This is a genomic window from Aquidulcibacter paucihalophilus (assembly GCF_002105465.1).
GTDB classification, from domain to species: domain Bacteria; phylum Pseudomonadota; class Alphaproteobacteria; order Caulobacterales; family Aquidulcibacteraceae; genus Aquidulcibacter; species Aquidulcibacter paucihalophilus.
This window is the reverse complement of sequence record NZ_NCSQ01000104.1, coordinates 44,358-55,386: the sequence shown is the minus strand read 5'-3', so window position 1 is coordinate 55,386 and position 11,029 is coordinate 44,358. Positions and strand designations below refer to the sequence as shown.

The window sequence follows — 11,029 nt, the reverse complement described above, 5'->3', positions numbered from 1 at the left end:
TGGCACCGCGTCACCGTCTTTGCCCCCGCCATCATCGCCCGTATCGAGACGATGGTCTAAAAGGGCACCCGGGTTCGCCTCCTCGGTCGCATCCGCCCCAGCTCCTACGACGACGATCAAGGCCGCACCCGCTACGTCATCGAGTTCGTGCTTGGCCCCTTCAGCGAACTTGAAGTCCTCGCCCGCGGCAAAGCAAAAGCCGAAGGCTCTGACACCGAAGCAGACCTGCCGATGGAGACAGCTGCCTAGCGACTTCATCCAACCAAATTAGCCCAAGGGCGGAGCCTAACAGCTCCGCCCTTTTCGCGTGCTCAGGTCTAGGCTGGGCTTCGATTGCTTGTTTTATTGGCCTTCAGAAGCTTTGCGCTTTTGAGATGCCTGTTCGGGTCGGCCTGTTCAGAGTGGGACAGGTGTTTGCGAAAGTGGGACACAGTGAGTTGGATTTAGGGGAGATTTGCCGCGGTAATTGGCGGTGCCTCACTCGGGTTAGTATTGGAGGAATTGGTTGCGATAGAGGGGGTGAAGGTCTCCAATCGTGAGGCGGCAAAAGGAATGCCGCGACAGCGCGGGAGACCGAGAATGGAACATTTTGTTGGACTAGATGTTGCGACCCTCAAAACAGCGGTGTGTGTGGTAGACCGCGAAGGCGAAATTGTTTTTGAAACCGAGGTCGAGACCGACCCCTTAATCATAGCAGAAATCCTCAAACCCTGGGCGCGTACGCTACGCGGCTTGGGCCACGAAGCAGGAGCTCTAGCGCCCTGGCTGCATACTGGCTTACTGGAGGCAGGTCTGCCTACGTCCTGTCTGGAGACCCGCCATGTGCGTGCAAGCCTTGGTGCTCAACGCAACAAGACCGACCGTAATGATGCCCGTGGCATTGCCCAGCTCATGCGAACCGGCTGGTTTAGCGCCATTCATATGAAAAGCCGCGATTGCTACCGGATCCGCTTGATCCTGGTGCACCGACGGACCCTCAAGCGCAAATTTCTCGATATCGAGAACACCATACGTCATTCATTGAAGGTGTTCGGCATCAAGCTGGGGCTTGTCTCACGGGGAAAGCTAGGAGATGCGGTCATGGCCGCCGTGGCCGGAGACACTTTGCTGGAAGGCTTGTGCGGGGCGATGCTCGCCGCACGCGAGGCTTTATGGGCCCAAGTCGAGCGATTGGACCGCTTGGTTGGGGAGCTGGCCGGCGGAGATGAAGTCTGTCGCCGCTTCATGGGGATACCTGGTGTTGGCCCCATCACAGCACTAACCTTCAAAACCGCAATCGAGACCCCGGGGCGGTTCACCAAAAGCCGCGATGTCGGTGCCTATCTGGGTCTCACTCCCCGCCGCTGGCAATCAGGCGATAGCGATGGTCACAACGGCGCGATCTCGCGGCGGGGTGATGGGGAAGTACGAACCCTCCTCTATGAGGCAGCCCAATCCATGCTGACGCGCTCTGGCACATGGTCAACACTCAAAGCTTGGGGCATGGCACAGGCCAAGCGCAGCGGTCACAAGAAAGCTGTCACCGCAATGGCGCGCCGACTTGCCAGCATCATGCATGCCATGTGGCGCGATGGCACCGTCTTCGAGTTCGCTCCAGGAAAATGGGCACCAGACTGGGAACCCAGTCCATCAAATCCGGGTAAACCCAAACGCGATCGCTCCAAGCCGCAAAAAAATGATGACCTATCCGCTGATGAGAAGCCTCCCAAGGCTCCAAGACAAAGACCGCCGCAAGGCGTGACACCTCAGATCATCGCCCTAGTGCAAAGCTCCAAGCGCACCTTGCCAGCGCGCCAACTCGGGAAAATCAAGGCAGCACTTGCTGCTCTTGATCCCAAGCTTCGCGACGAAGCCATCGCGGCGGCCAGCAAACCCATGACGCTTAAGCGACGTGGTAAGCCGCCAAAAGCTGGCCCCGCAATAACCGCCCCGACCGCCTAGAGCCTTGCTCTATCACCAGGCTGGCGCACAACTTCGATCCATGTGGATCGAAACGCGCTCCGTGCCATCAACCCTTACCTTCAAGCCGGATCCCGATCGATCCGATCCCTCTTGAAGCCACCAGTTCCCAAAAGGCCAAAGCCTAAGGGAGTTCCGCGAGGAAGACAGCGACGATGACCAAGGATAGTGGGTGAGCACGATATCTTGTCTGCGAAGGAAGACCGCCAAAGGACAAACTACCGTCCCCAAAGCACTGCCGAACGCGCGTATGTGCCTGTGTAGCTTCATGCCCCCACAAATCCCAGCCGACCCGCATCTGTGCCGAACCGACCGCCTGACGCCCACGATCCATCCAAGATCCTGCGCATAGGTCGATAAGAGCCCGAAAACGTGCATGACGCGCCGCTATCACCCCTCTCGAAACAACCCATACAGCCCACCCTTCAAGAACACCGCTCCAAATAATCCCAAATAACCAAATCCCACGCTTGTCCCAATCTAAATCATATGCAAATACAAAATCACCAAGGAGATGATTATGAAAGAAAAAATGCGCGTAGTTGGAGAAATGCCAATTAAACGTGCAAGATATAAGAGGGCGACTTGCCGCGGCTTCCATTGTCATGTTTTGATTGATGTTTTTGCAAGTCATGTTTGTGGGGCCATGACTTGCAGTGTGTCGTGGCATGTAAGTCGGCATAAGTCTTGCGGTTTTGGGTGTCTGGAGGCACCAAATGGCGGGTTCGCATAAGACTTCTGGACACGGATCTGACGCAGGCAGTTCAGGCGGCGTAACGGATTTAATTGCCACGCGCCTTGTTGCGCCACGTGAACGCGTTTCCCCCGAGATGCCCAAAAGTGGAGGCAATGACCCCGGCTCAGTCAAAGCTAGTCTGGCAAAACGGCTATCGGGTTCGCGTCTATTTGGGCGAGGGGCGCAGGCTGGCGGTGGTGGCGGTCCGGCCAAATCCGGTGGCGTCACTCTTTATGTTCCAGCTGGTCAGCGCGCCATGGTGAAGGTGTTTATTGGACGTCACTCAGGACCCCGTGGTGTTGCCAATCCGGGTAAAGCGCTTGCCCAACATGTCAGTTATCTGGCCCGCGAAGGGGCAGGACAGGACGGCGTGGATGCTGGCTTTTATGATCTGGATGGTTCGCGCAATGCCGAAGAAGTCGGAGCCCAATGTGCAGGTTGGGAGCAGGATCGACATCACTTTCGGCTAATCATCAGTGCCGAACATGGCGACAAGATTGATGACATGGATGCCTATGTGAGAGGCGTCATGGAGAGGGTCAGCCTCGATCTCAAAGAGCCGAATTTGGAGTGGGTGGCCGTCAACCACTACGACACCGATCAGCCTCATTCTCACGTCATGATGCGGGGCAAAAGGGCCAATGGCAAAGACCTTGTGATCCCTCGGTCGTATGTCAGTCATGGCCTACGAGAACGCGCCCAGGAGCAGGCTCAAGCTATACTGGGGGACAGTAGCCGCAGCGATGCCGAGCGGGGCCTATTCACCCGCAGCACGGCCAATCGCTGGACCGATATCGATATTCGGTTGTCGGCGCTTGCTAGGAGCCATGACGGGCTTCTGCCTAAGGCAGAGCTTTCCCGTCGCGACACTGTGGGCGCGCTCGTGCGGGCGCGTGTAGGGCATTTGGAAAGCCTTGGGCTGGCAACTAAGTCCAAGCAGGGGGTTGCCTTTGCAGCTGATCTGAAAGCTCGCTTAGACGCCCTGCAGAAGTCGCAAGATATCATGCGCTCGCATTGGGAAGAGAAGCGCATTGGCGGGCACTTAGAAAAGGCACGGTCAACAGAAGTCTCGATCGGTGGTCGGCCGGGCAGATCCGATGCTACGCGCGACGATATGACTGCCCATCGCCTTTTGCCGCTGGATGTGGAGTTGGCGCGTTTGGGCCAATCGGATGGTGGAAGGCAAGGCGATGGAGGCCAACGCGATCCTAGCCTTGATGCACGCGCTGAATTCCTCGTTAGCAAGGGTTATGGTGTCCGGCAGGCCGAGGGCTTAGGCTTCAAGCCGGAGGCTTGGGCAAAGCTTCGCGACGCTGATGCCGCTTATGCGCTCGAGAAGGAGCTTGGCATTTCGGGTCGAGCAGTCTCGCATGGTTTGAGCGAAGGTGTTGTGATTGGCAGCATTACGACGTCCTTGGGCAAGCAAACTGTCATTGATCGCGGGGTCGGAATTGCGATTGCACCTGCCAGCAGCGGCCAGGAGCTGTCTATAGGCCATGTGATAGGGGCAGGGCTTGAGCGCTAAATCAAAACAAAAAGCAGTAAAACTGCATATCAAAGAGGCGCAAAACTGTTGCCAACTGATGCCCGCGAATTGCGTTTAGTTGGTATCGATACGGTATCGGCAACTTTTTTCTGGGGCGCTTCGATCTGCTAACCCCTTGTTTTAATGGTGGAGCCAAGGGGAGTCGAACCCCTGACCTCTTGAATGCCATTCAAGCGCTCTACCAACTGAGCTATGGCCCCATCTGATTTGGTCATGACGGACCAAATGGATCGAGTTGTGGGCTCCACCGAACCCACAAGAGCGCCGCGTATAGACGTCTCAGACGAGGGGATCAAGACGGGCGTCGCAGCATTGCTGCAGCGCACTGCTCTGGTCGGGCAGCCAGACAGGCATTTCCCGCAAACGCTGGGCCTGAAACGCAAAAGGCCTGCGCTGACCCTATGAAACGGTCAGCGCAGGCCTCTTACAATCACGACGCGCCGACAGGCAGCGCGGACTTTAATCCTTAGCGTGGGTCGACGTCATCATCGTCTGGACCGGGGATATCGCCCAGATCGTCATCGATAAGGTCTTCGTCATCTTCTAAGAAGGGCACTTCATCGTCACCAGCAGTTGGGTCATCATCGTCCAATTCCTGCTCAGAGAAGCCTTCGGGCACATCTGCGCCGCCGGTGCCTTGGTTGATGGGGTCGGATTCTTCATCATCATCGAGTTCGAGTGGCGCTTGGTCCACGGCGGCTGCATCGAGCTCTGCCGTGACTTCTTCATGCTCCATTTCGTCCTCGTCCATATCCGGGTCGATGACTTTTGCAGGCGCGTCTTCGTCATCCTCTTCGGCGGCCGCAGCCAGCTTAGGATCAAAGGCGGTCAGACGTGCTTTGGCGCGACGGGCTTTGACGGCCTCATCATCGGGGTCAAACACATTGCCACATTTGGGGCATTCTGCAGGCCGCTTGTGTAGGTCATAGAATTTTGCGCCGCAGGCGGGGCACAATTGTTTTTCGCCAAGGTCAATTTTAGGCACTGTTGGGGCTCCACTGGCCGATCGCCACATTGGGAAGGTAATCTAAGGGCGCAGCGCTTGCCACGTAAGTGTGACGCTGTCAAAACCTATGCTGCAGTCCAATGCAATTAGGTGCAATTACGCCGCCGATCGACTGCGCAACTGGCCCAAAACGTCGAAGAAGGTCGGGAAGGTTTTCGATGTGCAGGCTGGGTCCTCTATCGTCACCCCGTCATTGGCTAAGCCCGCAATAGCAAGCGACATCGCCATGCGGTGGTCGTCATAGGTCGCGACTTGAGCGGGCCTCAATTTGGCCGGGCGGATCAGAAGACCGTCTTGACGTTCATCTAAGTCGGCCCCCATGGCCCGCAATTGGGTGGCCATGGCGTTTACCCGGTCGGTCTCTTTCCAGCGCATATGCTCTACCCCGGTAATCAGGACGGGGCTTGAGGCATTGGACGCGATGGCGGCAAGGGTCGGCGCAGTATCGGAAATCGCATTCATATTGATTTCAAGACCATGGAGCTGGGCTGGGCCCGTCACGGTGAGGCCATCGGCACTTTCTTCCACACGGGCACCCATGCCGGCCAGGGCATCCACGAAGAGGGCATCGCCTTGCAAGGCTTTACGTGAGAGGCCGGGAATGGTCACACGTCCGCCGGTCACGGCTGCGGCAGCAAAGAAATATGATGCGCTCGAGGCATCCGGTTCTACGTGATAGGGTGCTTTGGCTTGATAATGTTGACCGGTCGCTACGCGCAAAACGTGTGGTTCTGGCCGCTTTACCCGCACGCCCCAATCGGCCATCATATCAATCGTCATGGCGATATAGGGTTCCGAGACAATCGGCCCCGTCAAAAGAAGCTCGGTATCGGCCTTGGCAAAGGGAGCAACCATGAGGGCCGCGCTAACTTGTTGGCTAGAGCGCTGTGGATCCAGCTCTAAGCGGCCACCGGGGAGGCCAGAGCCCGTGAGCACCAGAGGGAAATGACCCGGCGCGCTTTCGAAGCTGACTTGTGCGCCTTGCGCGGCAAGAACCTCGAGAAGATCGCCCATCGGCCGCTTACGCATGGCAGCGACGCCATCAAAGCGCACGGGGGCAAGGCCAAGCGCGCTTAAGGCCAAGAGGAAACGGGCGGCTGTGCCTGCATTGCCGACAAACAAGTCTGCGGTGCCGCCTGTGGGCGCTGGCAATTGGCCTCCACATCCCGCCACTTTAAACACAGAGGCGGCAGGGTCGTGGGCAACCTCAAAGCCTAAGGCGTTCAAGCAACTCGCGAAGATGCGGGTGTCGTCGCTGTCGAGTGCCCCAGTCAGGACAGATTGGCCCTCTGCCAAAGCGGCTAGCAATAAAGCCCGATTATTGATGCTCTTAGAGCCTGGCACCGTCACGGTGCCACGGGCGGGGGCTTTGAAACGAGGGATGAATAGGGTTTCCATAAGCGCTCCTTAAAGTCGTGGGCACACAAAATAAAGTCGCAATGTGGCATGTGTGCTTTGCTAAAGCGGGCTTTTGGAGGGCTGGTTGTAATTGCTGTTTGGCAGCGGCGGGCAAGCTTGGTAGGACCTCGCCCGAACGCACACGTCGCAAATCCTAGCCAATGGGCACCCAATTCATGATTATCGCTGTCGATGGCCCCCTCGCTGCTGGAAAGGGCACGATTTCGAAAGCCTTGGCTGAGTTCTATGGTCTGCCCCATATGGACACGGGCAAGCTATACCGGGGTGTGGCCTATCGGCTTCTGTCGACCGGACTTTCACCCCAAGATGCAGAGACAGCAGCCAAGGTAGCGCGAAGCTTGTCGATGGATGGGATTGAGGATGCCGACTTGCGTACGGCTCAAGTCGGCGCGGCGGCATCTGTGGTGGCGGCCAACCAAGCCGTGCGGCAAGCCTTGTTCGACCTGCAACGTAACTTTGCCCTGCAAGCAGGGGGCGCGGTTCTCGATGGCCGGGATATTGGGACAGTGGTTTGCCCTGAGGCCGATGTGAAGCTGTATGTTTCGGCTAGTCCGGAAGAGCGGGCCCGTCGCCGCCAGACGGAACTGGAAGCTTTGGGCGAGGTCATTTCTTTTGAGGCGATGCTGGCACAAACACTGGAGCGAGATGCCCGAGATTCCGGGCGCGCAGACGCCCCTTTAAGGCCTGCTGAAGACTCCCACTTGCTCGATACCACTGGGCTGAGTATAGAGGCCGCTGTGGATAAAGCCCGATTGATCGTGGAACAGGTGCGTTTGGCCAAAAGCTAAGCCGGCTTTCTTCGAAATTCCAACAATCGTTTCATTCACTCACATGCAAAAATGATGCGTTGTAAGACGTGAGGCCCGAAGGCCGCAGGACCTTTCGGGCAAGACCGCCGGAGCCAACCGGCAGGCCTGCTTTCATCTATTCGGAGACTGATACACACATGAGCGACACGCTCCTTAACCCGAGCCGGGACGATTTCTCGGCATTGCTAGAAGAATCCTTTGGTGCCCGTGGTGGCTTGACCGAAGGCAAAGTCATTTCCGCAACCGTTGTTTCGATCGAGAACGATTTCGTTCTGGTTGACATTGGTTTGAAGACCGAAGGCCGCATTCCATTGCGCGAGTTTGGTCTTGAAGGTTCTTCCTTGAAGGTCAATGACACCGTAGAAGTTTACCTCGACCGGATTGAGAACGCGCTCGGTGAAGCCGTTGTCAGCCGCGAGAAGGCCCGCCGCGAAGAGGCTTGGGGCCGCCTTGAGAAGCTGTTCGCAACCGGTGAGTCGGTTGATGGTGCGATTGTTGGCCGCGTGAAGGGCGGCTTCACCGTTGACCTCGGCGGCGCAAACGCCTTCTTGCCAGGTTCGCAAGTTGACATTCGCCCCGTGCGCGACGTCGGCCCATTGATGAACATCGTCCAGCCATTCTGCATCCTGAAAATGGATCGCCCACGTGGCAATATCGTGGTTTCGCGTCGCTCGATCCTCGAACTCGACCGCGCAGAAGCCCGTACCGAAATCGTTGCAGGTCTGGCCGAAGGCGAAATTCGCGATGGCGTTGTCAAGAACATTACCGATTATGGTGCGTTCGTGGACTTGGGCGGCGTCGATGGTCTGTTGCATGTCACCGACATGAGTTGGAAGCGTATCAGCCACCCAAGCCAAGTGCTGAACGTCGGCGACACGGTTCAGGTTCAGATCGTCAAGATCAACCCAGACACCCAGCGTATCTCCTTGGGCATGAAGCAATTGCTGTCGGATCCTTGGGATGGGGCAGAAGCCAAATATCCAGTTGGCGCACGTTATTCGGGCGTCATCACCAACATCACCGATTATGGTGCGTTCGTAGAGCTGGAATCGGGCGTTGAAGGTCTGGTTCACGTGTCCGAAATGTCTTGGACCAAGAAGACCTTGCATCCTTCGAAAATCGTCAACCCTGGCGATCCCGTCGATGTGATCGTGATCGATGTGGATGGCGACAAGCGCCGCATCTCGCTGGGCATGAAGCAAGCTCAACCCAATCCTTGGGACGCGTTTGTCACTGAATTCCCCGTTGGCTCCACCATCAATGGCGAAATCAAGAACATCACCGAATTTGGTCTGTTCGTTGGCGTCAATGACGAGCTGGACGGCATGGTCCACATGTCGGACATCGATTGGAACCAGCCTGGCGAAGAAGCCATCAAGAATTACAAGCGCGGCGACATGGTCGAAGCCAAGGTTCTTGATGTCGACGTTGAAAAAGAGCGTATTTCGCTCGGTATCAAGCAAGTCTCGTCTGACCCATTCGCAACCGAGACCTTGAAGCGCGGCCAAACCGTGACCTGCACCGTGACCGAAATTGCTTCGGGCGGTATCGAAGTCTCGATCGGTCCAGACAACATCATGAAGGCTTTTGTTCGCAAGTCGGACATCTCGCGCGATCGTGCAGAGCAGCGCCCAGAGCGCTATGCCGTTGGTGACCGCGTAGATGCCGTCGTTACCGCGATAGACAAGGCAACGCGTAAAGTCTCGGTTTCGATCAAGGCGCTTGAAATGGCTGAAGAAAAAGAAGCCATTAGCCAGTTTGGATCGTCCGATTCCGGCGCATCCTTGGGCGACATCCTTGGTGCAGCCCTGCGTCAAAAGGAACAAAACGACTAAGTTTGGTGGAGGTGATCCAAGATCACCCCAAGAAACCAAATCTTTGCAGAAAGGCCAGAGCGTTGCTCTGGCCTTTTTATTTTTCGGTCAAAGACAAATTTCCTTGCGAAGGCTTGCGCATAAGTGGTTTTTTGCTGTTATATGTGCGTGATAAAGTTTAACTGGGGGACAGACCCATATGTTGCGATCTGAACTTGTTGCTAAATTAGCTACCGAGAATCCGCATCTATTTCATGGGGATGTCGAACGCGTTGTCGATACCGTACTGGAAGAGATCACCAAGGCATTGGAAAGAGGCGACCGCGTTGAATTGCGCGGGTTTGGAGCATTTTCGGTGCGCTCGCGCGGGGCTCGTCAGGGGCGCAACCCACGTACGGGGGAAGGGGTGGCAGTAGAAGCCAAGCACGCCCCCTTCTTCAAAGCTGGCAAGGAATTGCGCGCCCGCCTGAATGGTGGCGTCGATCCTGGCGAATAAGCCTGTGGCGCACCCTCAGCGGCGCATCTTCTCTTTTTTCATCCCCATTTTTCCAAGCGCGCGATGGACCCTGAAAACGGGTGCGCCGCGTTGTGCTAATCGTGCGTAGAAGGATAGCAGCATGAGCCTCGCTGATGAGTTCAAAGCCTTTATCTCGGGCGGCAATGTCGTCGACCTTGCCGTCGGTGTGGTCATCGGCGCCGCATTCGGCAAAATTGTATCGGCTTTTGTTGACAAGGTGATTATGCCGGTCGTGGGCCTTTTGACCGGCGGTGTTGATCTGGCGGGCATGAAGATCGTGTTGCAAGCCGCAGACGAAGCCGCCAAAAAGGCAGAAGTAGCCATAGGTTATGGCGATGTTCTGGCGGCGGGCTTGAATTTTATCATTGTCGGGTTTGTGCTGTTCTTAGTGGTTAAGTCCTATAATCGCGTGCGCGCGCCTGCGCCTGCCCCCGCGGCCTCGGCAGGTCCAACCCAAGAAGAGCTTTTGGCCGAGATTCGTGATCTGCTTAAAAAGCAAAGCTGAGGTCGAACGCCCATTTGCCGCAGTGCGCGCTTTTGCTTTGGGGCTGAACGCTCTACATGAGCAAGCATGCGCCTTGCCGAAGCCAAAATCTGTGGATTGTCTGACCGCCAAACGGTGGCCGAAGCTTTGGCTCATGGCGCTGCTTTCATCGGCTTTGTGACCTTTCCGAAAAGCCCGCGCCATATCCTGCCAGCTGAGGCTAAACCTCTGGCGAAAATGGCGGCCGGTATGGCGCGTACGGTATCGGTTGTTGTGGACCCTGATGATGCCTTGGTAAATCAGATACTGGCAGAGCTTGGCCCAGATTTTCTGCAAGTGCAGGGCAAAGAGAGCCCAGAGCGTTGTGCGGCCATTAAGGCGCGTGGCGTTGGCATCATTCGGGCGTTTGGCATTTCTGAGCGCCAGGACCTAGAGCAGATTAAGCCCTATCTTGGTGTCGTCGATTATGTCCTGTTTGACGCCAAGGCCCCGAAAGGTTCCGATCGCCCCGGGGGCCTAGGCCATGTCTTTGACTGGAGGATTTTACAGGGCTTCCAATGTCCTGTGCCTTGGTTTTTGTCGGGCGGCTTAAATCCAGAGAATGTCGCAGCGGCGGTACGGCAAACCGGTGCACCTTTGGTGGATGTCTCCTCTGGTGTTGAGGCCGCACCCGGCCTAAAGGATATCACGCGGATCGCGAGCTTTATGCAAGCTTTGAACGACTGAGAATGGATCACTA

At 56.6% G+C, this 11,029-nt stretch carries 10 protein-coding genes and 1 tRNA gene; 7 read left to right on the top strand and 4 right to left on the bottom strand.

Annotated elements, in window-relative coordinates; all coding sequences use genetic code 11:
* Window positions 1-258: hypothetical protein (locus B7364_RS08240; RefSeq protein ID WP_157893591.1), on the bottom strand; the 258-nt coding region annotated here is incomplete at its 3' end.
* A 321-nt stretch (window positions 259-579) separates the two neighbouring features.
* Between B7364_RS08240 and B7364_RS08235 the strand changes: the two genes are divergently transcribed.
* Complete coding sequence (locus B7364_RS08235; RefSeq protein ID WP_157893590.1) at window positions 580-1,941, top strand: IS110 family RNA-guided transposase; 1,362 nt, start codon at window positions 580-582, stop codon at window positions 1,939-1,941.
* Window positions 1,942-2,675: 734 nt separating this feature from the next.
* Window positions 2,676-4,220 carry a relaxase/mobilization nuclease domain-containing protein gene (locus tag B7364_RS08230; protein ID WP_085339527.1) on the top strand — a complete coding sequence of 515 codons (1,545 nt, stop codon included), beginning with the start codon at window positions 2,676-2,678 and terminating at the stop codon, window positions 4,218-4,220.
* A gap of 145 nt (window positions 4,221-4,365) precedes the next feature.
* Here the strand turns inward: B7364_RS08230 and B7364_RS08225 are convergent.
* The 3 genes from B7364_RS08225 to aroA form a co-directional block, all read right to left on the bottom strand.
* Window positions 4,366-4,441 (bottom strand) — tRNA-Ala (locus B7364_RS08225).
* A gap of 266 nt (window positions 4,442-4,707) precedes the next feature.
* Window positions 4,708-5,226 (bottom strand): TIGR02300 family protein, encoded by a 519-nt coding sequence (locus tag B7364_RS08215; RefSeq protein ID WP_157893589.1) that lies wholly within the window; start codon window positions 5,224-5,226, stop codon window positions 4,708-4,710.
* 117 nt (window positions 5,227-5,343) lie between these two features.
* A complete protein-coding gene (aroA, locus tag B7364_RS08210; protein WP_085339524.1) occupies window positions 5,344-6,645 on the bottom strand; it encodes a 3-phosphoshikimate 1-carboxyvinyltransferase in 1,302 nt (433 codons plus the stop codon).
* A gap of 176 nt (window positions 6,646-6,821) precedes the next feature.
* On the opposite strand from aroA, the gene cmk reads away from it, so the two are divergent.
* From cmk to B7364_RS08185, 5 genes are all read left to right on the top strand, one after another.
* Window positions 6,822-7,454 carry a (d)CMP kinase gene (gene cmk / locus B7364_RS08205; RefSeq protein ID WP_085339531.1) on the top strand — a complete coding sequence of 211 codons (633 nt, stop codon included), beginning with the start codon at window positions 6,822-6,824 and terminating at the stop codon, window positions 7,452-7,454.
* A gap of 158 nt (window positions 7,455-7,612) precedes the next feature.
* Entirely contained in the window at window positions 7,613-9,310 is a 1,698-nt protein-coding gene (gene rpsA, locus B7364_RS08200) for a 30S ribosomal protein S1 (RefSeq protein ID WP_085339523.1), read from the top strand.
* Between the two features lie 178 nt (window positions 9,311-9,488).
* Entirely contained in the window at window positions 9,489-9,785 is a 297-nt protein-coding gene (gene ihfB / locus B7364_RS08195; protein WP_085339522.1) for an integration host factor subunit beta, read from the top strand.
* Window positions 9,786-9,906: 121 nt separating this feature from the next.
* Window positions 9,907-10,311, top strand: a complete 405-nt coding sequence (mscL, locus tag B7364_RS08190; protein ID WP_085339521.1) for a large-conductance mechanosensitive channel protein MscL — start codon at window positions 9,907-9,909, stop codon at window positions 10,309-10,311.
* A 66-nt stretch (window positions 10,312-10,377) separates the two neighbouring features.
* Window positions 10,378-11,016 carry a phosphoribosylanthranilate isomerase gene (locus B7364_RS08185; protein WP_085339520.1) on the top strand — a complete coding sequence of 213 codons (639 nt, stop codon included), beginning with the start codon at window positions 10,378-10,380 and terminating at the stop codon, window positions 11,014-11,016.
* Window positions 11,017-11,029: the final 13 nt, after the last annotated feature.